Genomic DNA, 17,602 nt, shown 5'->3' with positions numbered 1-17,602 from the left:
TATTAGTGACCTCTACGAGTAGTTAACACACCCACAAAATTGCAGGGGCGATGACGGCTATCGAGCTGCTCCGCGATAAGCCGCGTCCACGCGGTTCGGCACGCCCCCGTAGAACCTGGCATGCAAAATATCACGGTATTATTAGCGAAGCCGGCAAGGGCTCGCGACTGGATGGTCGACGAACCAATTTCCTCGAATGACACGGCGCGAAAAACCTCGCCAAAGCCTTCAATGTGCTTGTCAAAAAGTACCGATACCGCCTCTGGCGTGGAGTCCCGCCCAGAAAATCCGGTACCGCCAGTGACCAGCACAGCGTCAATGTTTTCATCGGCGATCCAAGCGGATAGTGCAGCGCGAATTTGATAAATATCGTCTTTCACGATCTGCTTATCCGCCTGCCGGTGACCGGCCTCTTGCAGAGCAGTACATAGGTAGTGCCCAGAGCTATCAGAAGCCTCATCTCGGGTATCCGATACGGTCAGCACCGCGATCGACAGAGCTGAAAACGCGTCAGAGGCGCTCATCGCAATCATCCTCACAAAGGGTTTTAATCATTTTTGGCAACCAGGATCGCCACGCTAATTGCTTAATACCGAAATTACGCAATAAACGCTCACAGCGGAGTACCCGCGAATCCGTTACCCACCCCCAGCCATCGCCATCAATTGAAATATCGGGGGGAGTCGCCAGATATTGCCCGGCATGAGCGTAGGCCACTTCGGCAAAAGCATAGGCGCTAGTGGCACCGCTGCTTTGATAGTGATAGATACCCCGGCACAGCGCACCACAGGAAAGCTGGTCAATCATTGCCGACAACACCCGGGCAAGGTCACCAACCGGCGTCGGAGCACTCTGCTGAGAATCATCAAGACCAAGCGCTTGGCCCGCTTTAAGCGCCTTGATAAAGGCGGACAGTAAATTATCACCGTCGGTCGCAATAAGTGGCCCCGTGCGCAGGATAAGCGCCTGCAAGGGCGCGGATAGCAGCTGCTCTTCCATTGCCGCCAGACGGACAGCATCCTGACCTTGAGGAGCTGGGGTGGCATTTTCTGCCACCGGCTCTTCGCGATCCAATGCCGCGACAACCCGGGCATCACTCAGCCCCAAATAACACCGCAGTTTCGGACCTACAGCACTTATTAGCTCCGCCTGAATATCAACGACGGCGTCGGTGACGGGTTCGCCCGGTGTTAAAAGGGCGTTAACGAGAATCGCACCGTCGGCCAAGTGCGGTTGCGCCAATAATTCAGAGGGCTTTAGTTGCAGCAATTCCCGGCCCCGGGAGTTCAGCTGCGCTTGCAGGGCCGCCGCTAACGCGGAGTCTTCACAGAGTAGTAACACGCTCACCGTTTCGCCCACTGCCGCCTTCATCTAGACATTGCACAACACTTTTCTGGGACGTTAATCCCGCCGCCGTCCCATCGGCGCTCACTAACTGCGAAGACATCTCTTAGAACGGAATATCGTCATCAAAGTCGTCAAAACCAGGAGCAGGAGCGTTTTGCTGAGCGGGCGCTTGCTGTTGCGGAGGGGCTTGGCGCTGCGGAGCTGATGGAGCAGGTGCTGCTTGGCGACGCTGCTGAGGCGCCTGCGCTTGGGAGTAGCCATCGTCGCCATAACCACCAGACATGCCACCACCGCTACGGCTGTCGAGCATTTGCATTTCAGCAGCAACAATCTCGGTGGTGTAACGGTCTTGGCCACTTTGATCCTGCCATTTGCGAGTGCGCAGAGATCCCTCAACGTAGACCTTTGAGCCTTTTTTCAAATACTCACCCGCGATTTCAGCCAGCCGATTGAAGAACACCACCCGGTGCCATTCTGTACGCTCTTGCGGCTGGCCAGTTTGCTTGTCCTTCCACGTCTCACTGGTCGCGATGGTGACATTTGTCACGGCTCCCCCAGAAGGCATATATCGAGTCTCTGGGTCTTGGCCAAGATTCCCCACCAAGATAACTTTGTTGATACCTCGCGCCATGCGCACTCTCCTATTATTACTGTCTGCGGCCTGCCAAATGACAGTCACCACTATACCGGATTCTGCCGGAACCCGTCATTAGTCCCGGCGGTAAAGCTCAGCGGGCAACTGAGCTAAATCAAAGCCCTTGGATACTCGCAGATAGGCCTGGCGCTCGTCCTCAAAGACCGTCACGTCTAATGTGCCCGGCAGACACAACACCTCGTTTCGCAAACGCTCATACCCCCAACCGCCCTGCGGCCAGCTTAGGGTAACGCTAATATTCTGAACAGGAAGCACCATGCCGACGGTACACGCCAGCCACAGTAAACCGGCAAGACCCGCCGCAAGAAACACTGCAGCTTCTCCCCAGTGTCCCAGCACCCATCCCCCTAGCGCACCGCCGCAAAACGCGCCCATGAATTGGAAGCTGGCAAAAACGCCCATCGCCGTGCCCTTGCCCCCCGCATATACGCTGCGACTCAACAATGCAGGCAACGATGCTTCGAGGTAGTTAAAAGCCGTAAAGAACAGCAGCAACACTGCCAAGACCGAAACCAAAGAGAACGGCAATACCGACGCGAGCAGCAATACCCCCGCCAAGAGGGCGATCGCAAGGCGCAAAATCAGCGCCTGCCATGACTTTTTCTCGGCAACAATTAATGCCGGAACCATCAATACAAACGCGGCGGCCATAACAGGCAAGTACACCATCCAATGCTCGGCAGGCGCCAGCCCCAGCTCCGTAAGGCGGGCTGGCAACACCAAAAATAGTGCCATCATGGCCATATGCAGGACGAAAACCCCCACATTCAAACGCATCAAAGACGGACTGCGAATACAGCGCAACAACAAGCTTGCCAGTGGTCGGGCGCTCGGGTCGCGAGACTGGATGCGCGAGGACGGCACCACAAAGACGGCCACCACCACGCCAAGTATGGCGAGCGCCGAGGTCAACAAGAATAACGCCGGAACACCAAAGCTGGCCGCGACGCCGGGGCCAACCACCATTGCTACTGCGAAGGAAACCCCAATGCTGACACCGATGGCGGCCATCGCCTTACTGCGGTGCTGCTCTCGCGTTAAGTCGGCAACGGTCGCCGTAAGCGTACTGGCTATTGCCCCGGCCCCCTGCATAAGCCGACCAAATATCACCGTAAATATCGATTCAGCAGATGCTGCAAGCACACCGCCAGCGGCGAACAATAATAAGCCCGCCACGATAACCGGCTTGCGACCAATCCTGTCCGACAACATACCGAGTGGAATTTGCAGCACAGCCTGCCCAAGGCCATAGATACCCAGCGCAAGACCAACCAAAACCGGTGTGCTAAAAGCGTAGTCCGCAGCATAGAGAGGTAAAACCGGCAGCAGCATAAACAAGCCGAGCATGCGGAATACGTATAAACAGGCCAACGCTGCAACAGCGCGACGCTCCAGCGCAGACATGGAGGAGTTCAAGTGCGGAAAATTCCCGAGCGGTAATCAATGAAGTAACCGCCAGTAGTCTACCAGTTTGCCGCCCCCTAAAAAACCAGTTGGCCTTTGCGCCGCCTTGATTCCGCCCCGTATAATGTTGGGTTTGTTTTATCGGGGTTTGTAATGGATCGGATTATCGTTCGCGGTGCTCGCACCCACAATCTGAAGAATATCGACCTGGAGATTCCCCGCGACAAGCTGGTTGTCATCACCGGCTTGTCTGGCTCTGGCAAATCGTCCCTAGCCTTTGACACGCTGTACGCCGAAGGCCAGCGGCGCTACGTTGAGTCGCTGTCGACCTATGCACGGCAGTTCCTGTCCATGATGGAAAAACCCGATGTCGACCACATCGACGGTTTGTCGCCAGCCATTTCAATTGAGCAAAAGTCGACCTCTCACAACCCGCGCTCGACCGTGGGCACCATCACCGAGATCTACGACTACTTGCGCCTGCTGTTCGCCCGCGCCGGCGAACCGCGCTGCCCCGATCACGACGCGCCACTGGCCGCACAGACGGTGAGCCAAATGGTCGACACCGTTTTGTCTCTTCCCGAGGGCAGCAAGATGATGATGCTCGCCCCAGTGATCAAAAACCGCAAAGGCGAACACCTTCATGTGCTAGACAAACTGCGCAGCCAGGGTTTCGTGCGTGCGCGTATCGACGGCATCGTCGTCGATTTGGATGACGCCCCCACGCTCGATAAGAAAAAGAAACATTCCATAGACGTGGTAGTCGACCGCTTCAAAGTGCGCGGCGATTTAGCCCAACGCCTGGCCGAGTCTTTCGAGACCGCCCTGGAGCTCACCGACGGCATTGCCAGCGTTGCCGACATGGATGACCCAAGCAAAGCAGAGCTTAGCTTTTCCGCTAAATTTGCCTGCCCTCACTGTGGCTATAGCTTAAGCGAATTAGAGCCCCGACTGTTTTCCTTCAACAGCCCGCTTGGCGCATGCGGCAGCTGCGACGGACTCGGCGTTAGACAATTCTTTGATGAGTCACGCATTGTGCAGCATCCCGAGGCCAGCCTCTCCACAGGGGCGATCCGCGGCTGGGATCGGCGCAGCGTTTATTATTTTCATATGTTGAAGTCACTGGCCGAACACTACGATTTCGACATTGACGCGCCCTTCGAATCCCTGAGCAAAGCAAATAAGCAGCGCATTTTGCACGGCAGCGGTAACGAGGAGATCAGCTTTACCTATATCAATGATCGCGGCGACAGCTTCCAACGCAAGCACCGCTTCGAAGGCGTTATTCCCAATATGGAACGCCGCTATCGAGACACCGAATCGCAGACCGTACGCGAAGACCTGAGTAAATTCCTGAGCACTCACGCGTGCCCGGACTGTCAGGGCACGCGGCTGCGCAAGGAAGCCAGACATGTCTTTATCGAGGAGCAAACGCTGCCCGATATTGCCTCGATGCCGGTGGGCGCCGCCAAACAGTATTTCGAAAATTTAGCGCTGAGCGGTCGCCGGGCACAAATAGCTGAAAAAATATTGAAAGAGATCAACGACCGCCTGCGCTTTCTGGTGGATGTTGGCCTGAATTACCTGAGCCTCGACCGCAGCGCCGATACCCTTTCAGGGGGTGAGGCACAGCGCATCCGTCTCGCCAGTCAGATCGGCGCAGGCCTCGTAGGCGTGATGTATATCCTGGATGAACCGTCGATAGGCCTGCACCAACGCGACAACGAACGACTTCTCAACACCCTGCGCCACCTGCGCGATATCGGAAATACCGTCATTGTTGTTGAACATGATGAAGACGCGATACGCACTGCCGACCACATTATCGATATCGGCCCCGGGGCAGGTGTTCACGGCGGCCAAGTCGTGGCAAAGGGAAGCTTGGACGACATACTAAGCAGTGAGCAATCCCTTACTGGCGATTATTTGTCCGGGAAACGCTGTATCGCGATCCCCACAGCGCGCCACCAACCGGATGCCGAACGCTACATTCACCTAGAAGGCGCCATAGGCAACAACCTCCAAGACGTCGACTTGCATATCCCCCTGGGCTTGATGACCTGCATTACCGGTGTCTCAGGCTCAGGGAAATCAACGCTGATCAACCACACCCTGTACCCGATTGCGGCGACTGTGTTGAACGGCGCCACCACGCTGAAACCCGCCCCATATAGCGACATCAAGGGCTTGGATCTCGTCGATAAATGCATCGACATCGACCAGAGCCCAATAGGCCGAACCCCTCGCTCCAACCCAGCGACCTATACCGGAATCTTTACCCCCATCCGAGAGCTTTTTGCCGGCACTCAGGAGGCGCGATCCAGAGGCTACAAAGTTGGCCGCTTTAGCTTTAACGTCAAGGGCGGCCGCTGCGAAGCCTGCCAAGGTGACGGGGTTACTAAGGTAGAGATGCATTTCCTGCCAGACATCTACGTCGCCTGCGAGGTTTGCCAGGGCAAACGCTATAATCGCGAGACACTCGACATTTTATATAAAGGAAAAAACATCCACGAAGTGCTGGAGATGACCGTCGAAGACGCCAACAGCTTCTTCGAAAATGTGCCAGCTATTGCGAAAAAGCTTCAAACGCTAATGGACGTCGGCCTGAGCTATATTCGCCTGGGCCAGGCGGCAACAACCCTGTCAGGTGGTGAAGCGCAGCGCGTAAAGCTTGCCAAAGAACTCTCCAAGCGCGACACCGGCAAAACCCTTTACATTCTCGATGAGCCAACCACCGGCCTGCACTTCGAAGACATTCAACTGCTATTGACGGTACTCCACCGGCTGCGTGACCACGGTAACACCGTGGTGGTCATCGAACACAATCTCGATGTTATTAAGACCGCCGACTGGCTTATTGATCTGGGGCCCGAAGGCGGCAGCGGTGGCGGTCAAATCATCGCCGAGGGAAGCCCTGAAACACTTGCACAAGTTGCCGCGTCCCACACCGGGCGCTTTTTAAAACCCATGCTCAAGTAATACGGCAAGCTATTACTAATCAACAGGCATAAAAAAAGCCGGCATAGCCGGCTTTTTTATGCTGTCGAAACAGCGAAGAGCTTACTCTTCGTCGTCTTCGATCTCATCCGCAACTGGGCGATCAACTAGCTCGACGTAAGCCATAGGAGCTTTGTCGCCAGTACGCAGACCACACTTCATAATGCGAATGTAACCGCCTGGGCGAGCCGCGTAACGCGGGCCAAGCTCGTTGAACAACTTACCCACTGCCTCGTCGCTACGCAGACGCGCAAAGGCCAAACGGCGGTTTGCAACACTATCTGTTTTTGCGAGAGTAATCAGTGGCTCCGCGTGACGGCGAAGTTCCTTGGCTTTAGGCAGAGTCGTTTTAATCAATTCGTGCTCTACCAATGAAGCCGTCATATTGCGAAACATCGCTTTGCGATGCGAGCTATTGCGGTTCAGTTGACGGCCGCTATGACGATGACGCATGGCTTTTTCCTTTAATAAACGTTGCTATCTCAGCAAAATAATCTTCGGTTCAATGCTTACGCAAGAACCCGGTCGTCGTTTCTCAGGCTAGCCGGTGGCCAATTGTCTAGGCGCAAGCCCAAAGACAAGCCACGAGAAGCCAATACATCTTTGATCTCAGTCAGAGACTTCTTGCCGAGGTTCGGCGTTTTCAGAAGCTCAACTTCGGTACGCTGTACCAGGTCACCGATGTAGTAAATATTTTCAGCTTTCAGACAGTTCGCACTGCGCACGGTCAACTCGAGATCGTCGACTGGGCGAAGCAGGATAGGATCGACTTCGTTCTCTTCACGCGAGGGCTCTTTCTCACCTTCGCTTTCAAGATCAACGAACACCGCCAGCTGCTGCTGAAGAATAGTCGCCGCGCGACGGATCGCCTCTTCAGGATCAATGGTGCCGTTGGTTTCGAGATCCAGTACCAACTTGTCAAGGTCGGTGCGCTGCTCTACCCGCGCATTTTCTACAACGTAGCTAACGCGGCTGATTGGGCTGTAGCTAGCATCCAACTGCAAACGACCGATAGAGCGTGTCTCTTCCTCGCCACCGTTGCGAACGTCGGCGGGGACATAGCCACGACCGCGAGCAACCGTGAGGCGCATATTCAGCTCGCCACCAGAATTCAGGTTGGCGATGACGTGATCCTGGTTGACGATTTCAACTTCATGGTCAGTCTGAATATCACCAGCAGTTACCGGGCCTTCGCCTTTTTTGCTGAGTGTTAATACAGCTTGGTCTTTACCATGAAGAATCACCGCCACTTCTTTCAGGTTAAGCAGGATTTCGATAACGTCTTCCTGAACACCTTCCATTGCGCTGTATTCGTGCAACACACCGTCGATTTCAGCTTCGGTCACCGCACAACCAGGCATTGAAGACAGCAAAATACGGCGCAAGGCGTTACCCAGGGTATGCCCAAAACCACGCTCAAGCGGCTCCAAGGTGACTTTCGCGCGAGTTTGACCCTGCTCTTCAACCTGGATCACTCGCGGTGTTAAAAATTCATTCACTGCACTTTGCATAGATCACCTGTAGTGAGAATGTCCGGAAATAACTTACTTCGAGTAAAGCTCAACGATCAGCTGTTCATTGATCTCTGAAGACAAGTCGCTACGGTCTGGTGCATTTTTGTAAACGGCTTCCATTTTGTCGCTGTTTACATCAATCCAAGACACGTCGCCGCGCTGTGCTGCAAGTGCAAGTGCGGACTGAACACGAAGTTGCTTCTTCGCTTTTTCACGCAGGCTAATCACGTCACCAGGCTGAACCTGATAAGACGGTACGTTAACGGTCTGGCCATTAACGAGGATACCTTTATGTGATACCAACTGACGCGCTTCGGCACGAGTAGAACCGAAACCAATACGGTATACAACATTGTCCAAACGGCCTTCGAGGTATTGCAGCAGGTTTTCACCAGTTGCGCCCTTCTTGCTTGCCGCTTTCTTGTAGTAGCTACGGAATTGCTTTTCCAGAACACCGTACATACGACGAACTTTTTGCTTTTCGCGAAGCTGAACGCCGTAGTCGGACAAACGTCCGCGACGCGCACCGTGCATACCGGGAGCGTTTTCGGCTTTGCACTTAGAATCCAGAGGACGAACGCCACTCTTCAAAAACAGGTCAGTGCCTTCCCGTCTTGCTAATTTACAGCTCGGGCCTAAATATCTAGCCATGTTAACTATTCCTCAACTGTTAATTACACGCGACGTTTCTTGGGAGGACGGCAACCATTATGGGGGATGGGCGTCACGTCTGTGATGTTGGTGATCTTGTAGCCGCAGTTGTTCAAAGCGCGAACAGCCGACTCACGGCCAGGTCCGGGACCTTTAACTTCTACGTCAAGATTTTTAAGACCGTAGTCTTTCGCAGCATTACCCGCGCGCTCTGCTGCAACCTGTGCCGCAAAGGGGGTGCTTTTACGCGAACCGCGGAAACCACTACCACCAGCTGTTGCCCAGCTCAGAGTGTTTCCTTGGCGGTCTGTAATGGTGATGATGGTGTTGTTGAATGACGCATGAATATGCGCGACGCCATCGACAACGGTCTTTTTGACCTTCTTGCGAGGCGCTTGCTTGCCTGGTTTAGCCATGTTTACTTCCTGCTTCTAATATCAACACTACACTAGTGGTGTAGCTACACTAAAGGCGCTTTGCTGCTTCGCAATTACTTGCGAATCGGCTTACGTGGACCCTTGCGAGTACGCGCGTTAGTTTTCGTACGCTGACCACGCAGGGGAAGACCCTTACGGTGACGCAGCCCACGGAAACAGCCAAGGTCCAGCAGACGCTTGATGTTCATAGATACTTCGCGGCGCAGATCGCCTTCTACCGTCATTTTGGCAATTGCGTTACGCAGTGAATCGAGCTGCTCTTCAGTCAGGTCAGCGATTTTCGCGTCTTCCGCAATGTTGTTGCCCGCGCACAATTTTTTAGCAGTTGTGCGACCAATTCCGTAGATATAAGTCAACGAAATAACGGCATGCTTGTTATCTGGTATGTTAACACCCGCAATACGAGCCATTCAGATTACTCCAATTAAAGCTTTAACTTTTAACGCTTGACAAAATCTGGCCAGATGAACAGACCCCGCGCGAAAGGCGCCGTAGTCTATCTACAACCGGGCCGGGTTTCAAGCCCAGCGACCAAATTTTGCTCAGCCCTGCCGCTGCTTATGACGTGGCTCTGCGCTACAGATAACGCGAACAACACCTTTGCGACGAACGATTTTGCAGTTGCGGCAAATTTTCTTTACCGATGCACGAACTTTCATGACGACACTCCAAACAAATTGCTGCGCCGCGATTAGCGGGCGCCGCTACCGTAATTTTTCAGGTTAGCTTTTTTCATCACCGAGTCGTATTGGTGAGACATCATGTGCGACTGTACTTGTGCCATGAAGTCCATAACCACGACCACTACGATCAGCAGCGATGTACCACCCAGATAGAACGGAACGTTCCACATAACTACCAAAAACTGTGGCAGCAGGCAGACACCGGCGATATATAGCGAACCAAACATTGTCAGGCGAGTAAGCACATCATCAATGTAACTTGCCGTCTGCTTACCAGGGCGAATACCTGGCAAAAAAGCACCTGAACGCTTCAAGTTATCCGCGACTTCATCCGGGTTAAACATCAACGCGGTGTAGAAGAAGCAGAAGAAGACAATCAAGGCTGTAAATAGAATGATATTGAGTGGTTGACCGGGGCCAATAGCCAATGCCAACTCTTGCAGCCACTCCATACCCTCATTACTTTGTCCTACCCACTGCGCGATAGACGCAGGAAACAGCAGAATCGAGGATGCGAAAATAGCAGGTATAACACCGGCCATGTTCACCTTCAGAGGCAAATGGCTTGACTGAGCCTGATACATCCGATTGCCGCGTTGCTGCTTGGCGTAGTTCACCGTGATGCGGCGCTGGCCACGCTCGATGAAGACCACCAAGTAAATTACCGCAACTGCCAGAACCAAAATCGCCAGCAACACCAGTACATTCAACTCGCCTTGACGAGCCTGCTCTAAAGATTGCCCAACAGCCGAAGGCAGCCCTGCAACAATACCGGCGAAAATCAGCATAGAAATACCGTTACCGATACCTCGCTCGGTGACTTGCTCGCCGAGCCACATCATGAAGACAGCGCCCGTTACCAGAGAAACCACCGCGGTGAAGTAAAAGCTGATATCCGCATTAAAGGCGAGGCCCTGGTTAGCCAGGCCAACCGTCATACCTGTCGCTTGCAACAAGGCCAACACCACCGTCAAATAACGGGTGTACTGACTGATTTGTCTGCGGCCGGCTTCACCTTCCTTCTTAAGGGCTTCCAGCTGCGGGCTCACGGCGGACATTAGCTGCATAATAATGGATGCAGAAATGTAAGGCATGATACCCAAAGCCAGAATACTCATGCGCTCTAGTGCACCACCAGAGAACATATTAAACAGGCCAAGAACCGTACCCTGATTTTGATTAAACAGGGCGGCGAGTTGATCCGGGTTGATGCCGGGCACCGGAATGTGGGTGCCGATGCGATAGACAATTATCGCCAACAACAGAAAACGAAGGCGAGCCATAAGCTCGCCTAGTCCGGACTGCTTTCCAGTTGTCAAAGGACTGGATTTCGCCATGGGTTATAGTTCCCTATTCTTCGACTTTGCCGCCAGCTTTTTCGATAGCTTCGCGGGCGCCTTTAGTCACAGCCAAACCTTTAACTGTAACAGCCTTGGTCACATCACCAGAAAGAAAGACTTTCGCTCTCTCGATGTTGTTTGACACCAGGTCGGCACGCTTCAACGCATCCAGATCGACAACATCTTCGCCAACAGCATTCAGCTCAGAAGTACGAATCTGTGCGGTTACAGAGGCCATGCGAGAAGTAAAACCATACTTCGGCAGGCGTTTCTGCAAAGGCATTTGGCCGCCTTCGAAACCGGGACGTACGCTACCACCTGAACGAGACTTCAGGCCTTTGTGGCCACGACCCGCAGTTTTACCCAAGCCGCTACCGATACCGCGTCCGACCCGCTTGCCGTCTTTAACACGACCTGGGGCGGGGCTCAGCGTGTTTAAACGCAACTCGCTCATTTTTTAACCCTCAACACGAATCAGATAGTTAACTTTATTGATCATGCCACGTACTGAAGGAGTGTCTTCCACTTCGACAGTGTGACCAATGCGACGCAGACCCAGGCCCGCAACGCAGGCTTTGTGAGCCTTCAATCGGCCCGCTACTGAGCGGACCTGTGTAACTTTAATCTTGCTCATAATGAATCCTGCCCCTTTTTTAGCCCAGGATATCTTCTACCGATTTGCCGCGCTTCGCTGCGACTTCTTCAGGAGAAGAGATACTTTGCAGTGCCTTAATTGTTGCACGCACTACGTTTACCGGGTTGGTAGACCCATAGCACTTGGCGAGTACGTTGTGTACACCCGCAATTTCAAGCACAGAACGCATCGCACCACCGGCGATAACACCAGTACCTTCTGACGCCGGCTGCATGTAGACCTTAGAGGCCCCATGAACACCTTTTACTGCGTATTGCAGGGTATCGCCCTTGATATCCACCTGGACCATGTTGCGGCGAGCCGCTTCCATTGCCTTCTGGATGGCGACAGGCACTTCACGAGCCTTGCCGCGGCCGAAACCAACTTTGCCGTTGCCGTCACCTACCACGGTCAGCGCGGTGAAGCTGAAAATACGACCGCCCTTGACCACTTTGGCAACACGGTTAACCTGAACCAGTTTTTCCTGGAGGCCTTCTGTGTTTGCTTTGTCTTTCTGCTCGTTGTACGCCATCGCCTAAACCTTAGAATTCCAATCCGCCTTCACGGGCAGCATCTGCCAGCGCCTTGACTCGACCGTGGAAACGGAATCCACTGCGATCAAAAGCGACCTTTGTTACACCCGCAGCCTTAGCACGGTCTGCAATCAGCTTGCCAACGCCAGCCGCTGCACCGATATTGCCACTTGATGCGCTACGCAACTCTTTGTCCAGTGTCGAAGCACTGGCAAGAACGCGATCACCTTCTGCTGCAATCAGTTGCGCATACATATGGCGCGGAGTGCGATGAATGCACAGACGAACCGCTCGCAGTTCGCGCATTTTAGCGCGAGCTCGGCGTGCACGACGTAATCTTGAAACTTTCTTATCGCTCATATGCTAGCCTTTACTTTTTCTTCGCTTCTTTACGACGAACAACTTCGTCTTCGTAGCGAACACCTTTACCTTTATAGGGCTCGGGCGGACGGAAGGCGCGGATTTCCGCGGCAACCTTGCCGAGAACCTGCTTATCACTACCTGTCAGAACAATTTCCGTCTGAGAGGGAGTTTCTGCTTTAACCCCTTCGGGCAAATCGTAGTCAATGGGGTGGGAGAAACCCAGCACCAAATTGACAGACTTACCGCTTGCTTTGGCACGATAACCAACACCGTTCAGGATCAACTTACGCTGAAAACCTTCGCTGACGCCGATCACCATGTTGTTGGCCAAGGCGCGAGTGGTTCCCGCCATTGCCCAACCATTTTTTGCACCTTCACGGGCAGCAAATACAAGCTGACCATCTTCTTGTTTAACTTCGACGGACTCGTGCAGCGGCATGGACATGTTGCCATTCTTGCCTTTAACCGCAATGCTGTCGGCGCCGAGTGTGACTTCAACCCCTTTTGGGAGAGCCACTGGACTTTTCGCTACTCTGGACATTTTAGAAAACTCTTCTAACCGTCGATTTAGAAAACAGTGCAGAGCACTTCGCCACCAACACCCGCTGCACGTGCAGCGCGGTCTGTCATCACACCACGGCTGGTGGAGACAATGGCAATACCCAGTCCGGCACGTACTTCCGGAAGATCTTCTTTACCCGCATAAGCGCGCAGACCTGGGCGGCTAACACGCTGAATTTCAGCGATAACCGGTTTACCTTGAAAATACTTCAGCTCGATGCTCAGAGTGGCTTTACCAGCGTTATCGTCTACACGAGAACCGGCGATGTAGCCTTCCTGCTCAAGTACATTGGCTACCGCCTTTTTCAGCTTAGAAGAAGGCATTTGAACCTCAGTCTTCCCAGCCATCTGAGCGTTGCGGATGCGGGTCAGCATATCCGCTAAAGGATCTTGCATGCTCATGTTTTGCTCCCATTTATCGCCGCGTTATCGCGCGACAGCAAAATTCTCAATCTTACCAGCTGGCCTTAACCAGACCAGGCACATCGCCACGCATCGCAGCTTGGCGCAGTTGGTTACGGCACAGGCCGAACTTGCGGTAAACACCGTGAGGGCGACCAGTTACCTGGCAACGACGGCGCTGACGAACAGGGCTCGCATCACGCGGCAGCTTCTGCAGCTTAACCTGGGCGTCCCACTTTTCTTCATCGCTTGCGTCAACGCTGGCGATAATAGCCTTAAGTTCAGCACGCTTAGCGGCGTATTTGGCGACTGCGCGAGCACGTTTTACTTCGCGCGCTTTCATTGACTGCTTTGCCATATCCCTAACCCCTTAAGCTTTGAACGGGAAGTTGAACGCTTTCAACAACGCTCGACCTTCATCATCGTTACGCGCTGACGTGGTGATAGTAATATCCAAGCCACGTAGGGTATCGACTTTATCGTAATCAATTTCCGGGAAAATGATCTGCTCAGTCACACCCATCGCAAAGTTACCGCGACCGTCAAATGACTTAGGGCTGATACCACGGAAGTCACGTACACGAGGGATAGCAACAGAGATCAAGCGATCCAGAAATTCATACATACGCTCACGGCGCAGCGTGACTTTACAGCCAATCGGCCAACCGTCACGAATTTTAAAGCCCGCAATTGATTTACGCGCTTTGGTTACCACAGGCTTTTGACCGCTGATTTTCTCAAGGTCAGCCAGAGCAGCTTCCAATACTTTCTTGTCGCCCGCGGCTTCACCCACACCCATGTTCAGAGTGATCTTGGTAATACGGGGAACTTCCATCGCGTTAGCGAGACCCAGCTCTTCAATAAGCTTGGCGCGCAACTCGTTGTTATACAGTTCGCTTAATCGTGCCATTTTCTAATAACCCCTACGCGTCGATCGCTTCGCCGCTGGATTTAAATACGCGGGTCTTAGTGCCGTCTTCAGCAACTTTGAAGCCCACCCGATCCGCTTTATTCGAAGACGGATTATAAATCGCGACGTTCGACACCTGGATAGGCGCCTCTTTCTCAACGATACCGCCGGCCACACCCAGCTGTGGGTTTGGACGTTGGTGCTTCTTGATCATATTGATGCCGGAGACCAGCACGCGATTTTCGTCCAGTACTTTCTGTACCTTGCCGCGCTTGCCTTTGTCTTTACCGGTTAAGACGATAACTTCGTCTTCACGTTTAATCTTGCGCATTATGCTGACCTCAGTCTTCTCTTCAGCGAACCAATTACAGTACTTCAGGTGCCAGAGAGATAATCTTCATGAACTTCTCACCACGCAGCTCTCGCGTCACCGGCCCAAAAATACGAGTACCGATAGGAGCCAAACTGGCGTTCAGCAGTACTGCTGCATTGTCGTCGAACTTAATCAGCGAACCATCGCCGCGACGAACGCCTTTCTTGGTGCGAACTACGACCGCTGTCATTACCTGACCTTTTTTCACTTTGCCGCGAGGAATTGCCTCTTTGACAGTGACTTTGATCAGATCGCCGACACGAGCGTAACGACGGTGTGAGCCGCCAAGCACTTTGATGCACATAACGCGACGCGCGCCACTGTTATCTGCAACTTCCAAATAGCTTTCTGTTTGAATCATTTCTTACTCCAAAGCAGTCAACTGTGCATCAAGCCATTGAACACAGGCCGCCGGCCAAATTAAATCTGCTTAGCCGTCTCTTCAACGCGCAGCAAAGTCCATGACTTACTCTTAGACAGCGGACGCGTCTCACAAACTGTTACCACGTCCCCAGTCTTGCACTCATTATTCTCATCATGAGCGTGGACTTTAGAAGAACGGGTCAAGTACTTACCGTAGATTGGGTGTTTCACACGACGCTCTACCAGTACAGTGATGGTTTTATCCATCTTGTCGCTAACTACCTTACCGGTGGCGGTACGAGCGCTCTTTGCTGCTTCTGACATTTTAATTACCTGCCTTTTCCTGGAGCACAGTCTTAATGCGCGCGATTTCTTGACGGGTCTGCTTCAGCAGATGCGTCTGCGCTAACTGGCCGGTACTTTTCTGCATGCGCAGCTTGAATTGCTCTTCGAGCAACTTCAGCAGCTGGGCATTGAGCTCGTCTACTGACTTTTCGCGTAATTCAATAGCGTTCATTACATCACCACCCGCTTAACAAATTGGGTTGCTACCGGAATCTTAGCTGCTGCCAGTGCAAAGGCTTCACGCGCCAGCTCTTCGGGCACACCTTCTACTTCATACAGCACTTTACCGGGTTGAATTTGGGCAACCCAATATTCAACGTTACCCTTACCTTTACCTTGACGAACCTCGAGAGGCTTCTCAGTAATTGGCTTATCCGGGAAAACGCGGATCCAGATTTTACCGCCACGTTTAATGTGACGAGTCATGGCACGACGAGCTGCCTCGATCTGGCGAGCGGTGATACGACCGCGTCCGACTGCTTTCAGGCCGAAATCACCAAAGCTGACCCGGCTGCCGCGTTCTGCCAGACCGCGATTGCGGCCCTTCTGTACCTTGCGAAACTTTGTGCGCTTCGGCTGTAACATGTGCGTAACCCTTACTCTGAACCTTTCTTAGCCTTGGCTTCGACTGCTTCGTTTCTGTTCCCCAGGATTTCACCCTTGAAGATCCAGACCTTGACACCGATGATGCCGTAGGTAGTCGCTGCCTCGTATGTGGCGTAGTCGATATCTGCGCGCAGAGTGTGGAGAGGTACACGACCTTCCCGGTACCACTCAGTACGTGCGATCTCAGCACCACCAACACGGCCACTAACTTGTACTTTGATGCCTTCCGCGCCTTGGCGCATTGCATTCTGTACCACACGCTTCATCGCGCGACGGAACATAACGCGGCGCTCAAGCTGCTGTGCAACATTCTGTGCAACCAGCTTCGCATCAAGATCCGGCTTGCGAACCTCTTCAATGTTAATGTGCACGGGTACAGACATGCGCTTGCTGAGCTCTTTGCGCAGCTTCTCAACGTCTTCACCCTTTTTGCCAATAACAATGCCAGGGCGTGCAGTGTGAATAGTAATGCGTGCGGTTTGTGCCGGACGCTCGATCACAATGCGGCTAACAGAAGCGTGCGCCAACTTCTCTTCCAAGTATTCGCGAACTTGGATATCAGTCACCAGCTGTTGCGCGTACTGTTTGCTGCCGGCATACCAGACAGAGTTGTGATCTTTTACAATTCCGAGCCGGATGCCGGTCGGGTGTACTTTCTGACCCATTTGGTCTCTCCTACTAACCTTCGCCGTCGGCTACTTTAATCGTGATATGACAAGACCGCTTCAAGATGCGATCGGCCCGGCCTTTTGCACGGGGGCGCAGACGCTTCATCGTCATACCCTCGTCGACAAAGATTGTCGAAACTCGCAACTCATCAACATCAGCACCTTCGTTGTGCTCGGCGTTGGCGATTGCAGAGTTCAGCACCTTCTTAATGATGCCGGCTGCCTTTTTGGAGCTAAACGTCAACAAATCCAGCGCTTCTTCTACACCCTTGCCGCGAATCTGGTCAGCAACCAAACGGGCCTTCTGGGCGGAGATACGTGCGCCTTTTAAACGTGCCGCTACTTCCATCGTTTATGCCTCTCCCAGCCCAAGCTTAACGCTTGGCCTTTTTATCAGCCACGTGCCCCTTGTAGGTGCGAGTCGCGGCGAATTCACCCAATTTGTGCCCAACCATATCCTCGGTAACCATCACCGGAACATGTTGACGACCGTTGTGTACCGCGATGGTTAAACCAACCATCTCGGGGAGAATCATAGAACGACGCGACCAGGTCTTGATCGGACGACGATCGTTTTTCTCAACCGCTGTCTCTACCTTCTTCAAAAGATGAAGATCGATAAACGGTCCTTTCTTCAATGAACGTGGCACAAGCTAATCCTCTTTACTCTGACTGCGCTTATTTTCTGCGATCACGCACAATCAGCTTATCTGTACGCTTATTTTTACGGGTCTTATACCCTTTAGTCGGAACACCCCAAGGAGTTACAGGATGACGACCACCAGAGGTACGACCTTCACCACCACCATGTGGGTG

The 17,602-nt window shown here is 53.1% G+C and carries 28 protein-coding genes and 1 pseudogene; 1 reads left to right on the top strand and 28 read right to left on the bottom strand.

The window, feature by feature from the left end:
- Positions 1-2: 2 nt before the first annotated feature.
- The 4 genes from moaB to B3K78_RS03100 form a co-directional block, all read right to left on the bottom strand.
- Positions 3-524 carry a molybdenum cofactor biosynthesis protein B gene (moaB, locus tag B3K78_RS03115; RefSeq protein WP_286694246.1) on the bottom strand — a complete coding sequence of 174 codons (522 nt, stop codon included), beginning with the start codon at positions 522-524 and terminating at the stop codon, positions 3-5.
- Positions 511-1,371 carry a sugar nucleotide-binding protein gene (locus tag B3K78_RS03110; RefSeq protein ID WP_286694245.1) on the bottom strand — a complete coding sequence of 287 codons (861 nt, stop codon included), beginning with the start codon at positions 1,369-1,371 and terminating at the stop codon, positions 511-513. The genes moaB and B3K78_RS03110 overlap by 14 nt, the downstream gene beginning before the upstream one ends.
- A gap of 79 nt (positions 1,372-1,450) precedes the next feature.
- Positions 1,451-1,978: a single-stranded DNA-binding protein gene (locus B3K78_RS03105; RefSeq protein ID WP_286694244.1), complete on the bottom strand. Its 528-nt coding sequence runs from the start codon at positions 1,976-1,978 to the stop codon at positions 1,451-1,453.
- A gap of 78 nt (positions 1,979-2,056) precedes the next feature.
- Entirely contained in the window at positions 2,057-3,406 is a 1,350-nt protein-coding gene (locus B3K78_RS03100; RefSeq protein ID WP_286694243.1) for an MFS transporter, read from the bottom strand.
- Between the two features lie 153 nt (positions 3,407-3,559).
- Between B3K78_RS03100 and uvrA the strand changes: the two genes are divergently transcribed.
- The gene (gene uvrA, locus B3K78_RS03095) at positions 3,560-6,385 is read left to right on the top strand and encodes an excinuclease ABC subunit UvrA (protein WP_286694242.1); all 2,826 of its coding nucleotides are present in this window, start codon (positions 3,560-3,562) and stop codon (positions 6,383-6,385) included.
- A gap of 81 nt (positions 6,386-6,466) precedes the next feature.
- Here the strand turns inward: uvrA and rplQ are convergent, their stop codons facing one another.
- The 24 genes and pseudogenes from rplQ to B3K78_RS02975 form a co-directional block, all read right to left on the bottom strand.
- On the bottom strand, positions 6,467-6,856 hold the full coding sequence (gene rplQ / locus B3K78_RS03090; RefSeq protein ID WP_027874887.1) for a 50S ribosomal protein L17: 390 nt from the start codon (positions 6,854-6,856) through the stop codon (positions 6,467-6,469).
- Positions 6,857-6,912: 56 nt separating this feature from the next.
- Positions 6,913-7,914, bottom strand: coding sequence for a DNA-directed RNA polymerase subunit alpha (locus tag B3K78_RS03085; RefSeq protein ID WP_027874886.1), 1,002 nt, complete (start codon positions 7,912-7,914; stop codon positions 6,913-6,915).
- Positions 7,915-7,947: 33 nt separating this feature from the next.
- On the bottom strand, positions 7,948-8,568 hold the full coding sequence (gene rpsD, locus B3K78_RS03080) for a 30S ribosomal protein S4 (RefSeq protein ID WP_027874885.1): 621 nt from the start codon (positions 8,566-8,568) through the stop codon (positions 7,948-7,950).
- Between the two features lie 23 nt (positions 8,569-8,591).
- A complete protein-coding gene (rpsK, locus tag B3K78_RS03075) occupies positions 8,592-8,984 on the bottom strand; it encodes a 30S ribosomal protein S11 (protein ID WP_022960548.1) in 393 nt (130 codons plus the stop codon).
- 74 nt (positions 8,985-9,058) lie between these two features.
- Positions 9,059-9,415, bottom strand: coding sequence for a 30S ribosomal protein S13 (gene rpsM, locus B3K78_RS03070; protein ID WP_027874884.1), 357 nt, complete (start codon positions 9,413-9,415; stop codon positions 9,059-9,061).
- Positions 9,416-9,547: 132 nt separating this feature from the next.
- Positions 9,548-9,664: a 50S ribosomal protein L36 gene (gene rpmJ, locus B3K78_RS03065; RefSeq protein ID WP_084495682.1), complete on the bottom strand. Its 117-nt coding sequence runs from the start codon at positions 9,662-9,664 to the stop codon at positions 9,548-9,550.
- A gap of 32 nt (positions 9,665-9,696) precedes the next feature.
- A complete protein-coding gene (secY, locus tag B3K78_RS03060; protein ID WP_027874883.1) occupies positions 9,697-11,025 on the bottom strand; it encodes a preprotein translocase subunit SecY in 1,329 nt (442 codons plus the stop codon).
- A gap of 13 nt (positions 11,026-11,038) precedes the next feature.
- Entirely contained in the window at positions 11,039-11,473 is a 435-nt protein-coding gene (gene rplO, locus B3K78_RS03055) for a 50S ribosomal protein L15 (protein WP_204995350.1), read from the bottom strand.
- 12 nt (positions 11,474-11,485) lie between these two features.
- Positions 11,486-11,662 (bottom strand): 50S ribosomal protein L30, encoded by a 177-nt coding sequence (gene rpmD / locus B3K78_RS03050; RefSeq protein WP_027874881.1) that lies wholly within the window; start codon positions 11,660-11,662, stop codon positions 11,486-11,488.
- 19 nt (positions 11,663-11,681) lie between these two features.
- Positions 11,682-12,194, bottom strand: coding sequence for a 30S ribosomal protein S5 (gene rpsE / locus B3K78_RS03045; protein WP_027874880.1), 513 nt, complete (start codon positions 12,192-12,194; stop codon positions 11,682-11,684).
- Between the two features lie 10 nt (positions 12,195-12,204).
- Complete coding sequence (gene rplR, locus B3K78_RS03040) at positions 12,205-12,555, bottom strand: 50S ribosomal protein L18 (RefSeq protein WP_027874879.1); 351 nt, start codon at positions 12,553-12,555, stop codon at positions 12,205-12,207.
- A 10-nt stretch (positions 12,556-12,565) separates the two neighbouring features.
- Positions 12,566-13,099 carry a 50S ribosomal protein L6 gene (gene rplF / locus B3K78_RS03035; RefSeq protein WP_027874878.1) on the bottom strand — a complete coding sequence of 178 codons (534 nt, stop codon included), beginning with the start codon at positions 13,097-13,099 and terminating at the stop codon, positions 12,566-12,568.
- A gap of 26 nt (positions 13,100-13,125) precedes the next feature.
- Positions 13,126-13,521: a 30S ribosomal protein S8 gene (gene rpsH / locus B3K78_RS03030; protein ID WP_027874877.1), complete on the bottom strand. Its 396-nt coding sequence runs from the start codon at positions 13,519-13,521 to the stop codon at positions 13,126-13,128.
- A gap of 52 nt (positions 13,522-13,573) precedes the next feature.
- On the bottom strand, positions 13,574-13,879 hold the full coding sequence (rpsN, locus tag B3K78_RS03025; RefSeq protein ID WP_027874876.1) for a 30S ribosomal protein S14: 306 nt from the start codon (positions 13,877-13,879) through the stop codon (positions 13,574-13,576).
- A gap of 12 nt (positions 13,880-13,891) precedes the next feature.
- Entirely contained in the window at positions 13,892-14,431 is a 540-nt protein-coding gene (gene rplE / locus B3K78_RS03020) for a 50S ribosomal protein L5 (protein ID WP_027874875.1), read from the bottom strand.
- Positions 14,432-14,444: 13 nt separating this feature from the next.
- Positions 14,445-14,762, bottom strand: a complete 318-nt coding sequence (gene rplX, locus B3K78_RS03015; protein WP_027874874.1) for a 50S ribosomal protein L24 — start codon at positions 14,760-14,762, stop codon at positions 14,445-14,447.
- Between the two features lie 34 nt (positions 14,763-14,796).
- Positions 14,797-15,165, bottom strand: a complete 369-nt coding sequence (rplN, locus tag B3K78_RS03010; RefSeq protein WP_027874873.1) for a 50S ribosomal protein L14 — start codon at positions 15,163-15,165, stop codon at positions 14,797-14,799.
- A 59-nt stretch (positions 15,166-15,224) separates the two neighbouring features.
- Positions 15,225-15,491: a 30S ribosomal protein S17 gene (gene rpsQ, locus B3K78_RS03005; protein WP_027874872.1), complete on the bottom strand. Its 267-nt coding sequence runs from the start codon at positions 15,489-15,491 to the stop codon at positions 15,225-15,227.
- A 1-nt stretch (position 15,492) separates the two neighbouring features.
- Positions 15,493-15,684 carry a 50S ribosomal protein L29 gene (gene rpmC, locus B3K78_RS03000; protein WP_027874871.1) on the bottom strand — a complete coding sequence of 64 codons (192 nt, stop codon included), beginning with the start codon at positions 15,682-15,684 and terminating at the stop codon, positions 15,493-15,495.
- Positions 15,684-16,097, bottom strand: a complete 414-nt coding sequence (rplP, locus tag B3K78_RS02995) for a 50S ribosomal protein L16 (RefSeq protein ID WP_027874870.1) — start codon at positions 16,095-16,097, stop codon at positions 15,684-15,686. Before rplP ends, rpmC begins: the two co-directional genes overlap by 1 nt.
- An 11-nt stretch (positions 16,098-16,108) precedes the next feature.
- Complete coding sequence (gene rpsC, locus B3K78_RS02990; protein ID WP_027874869.1) at positions 16,109-16,783, bottom strand: 30S ribosomal protein S3; 675 nt, start codon at positions 16,781-16,783, stop codon at positions 16,109-16,111.
- A 13-nt stretch (positions 16,784-16,796) separates the two neighbouring features.
- Positions 16,797-17,135 (bottom strand): 50S ribosomal protein L22, encoded by a 339-nt coding sequence (gene rplV, locus B3K78_RS02985; protein WP_027874868.1) that lies wholly within the window; start codon positions 17,133-17,135, stop codon positions 16,797-16,799.
- Positions 17,136-17,160: 25 nt separating this feature from the next.
- A complete protein-coding gene (gene rpsS / locus B3K78_RS02980; RefSeq protein ID WP_027874867.1) occupies positions 17,161-17,436 on the bottom strand; it encodes a 30S ribosomal protein S19 in 276 nt (91 codons plus the stop codon).
- Positions 17,437-17,464: 28 nt separating this feature from the next.
- Positions 17,465-17,602: pseudogene (locus B3K78_RS02975) on the bottom strand (50S ribosomal protein L2); the annotation flags it as partial.

Source organism: Spongiibacter sp. UBA1325, from assembly GCF_002306875.1.
Classification (GTDB): domain Bacteria; phylum Pseudomonadota; class Gammaproteobacteria; order Pseudomonadales; family Spongiibacteraceae; genus Spongiibacter; species Spongiibacter marinus.
This window is presented reverse-complemented; position numbering and strand designations above follow the sequence as displayed.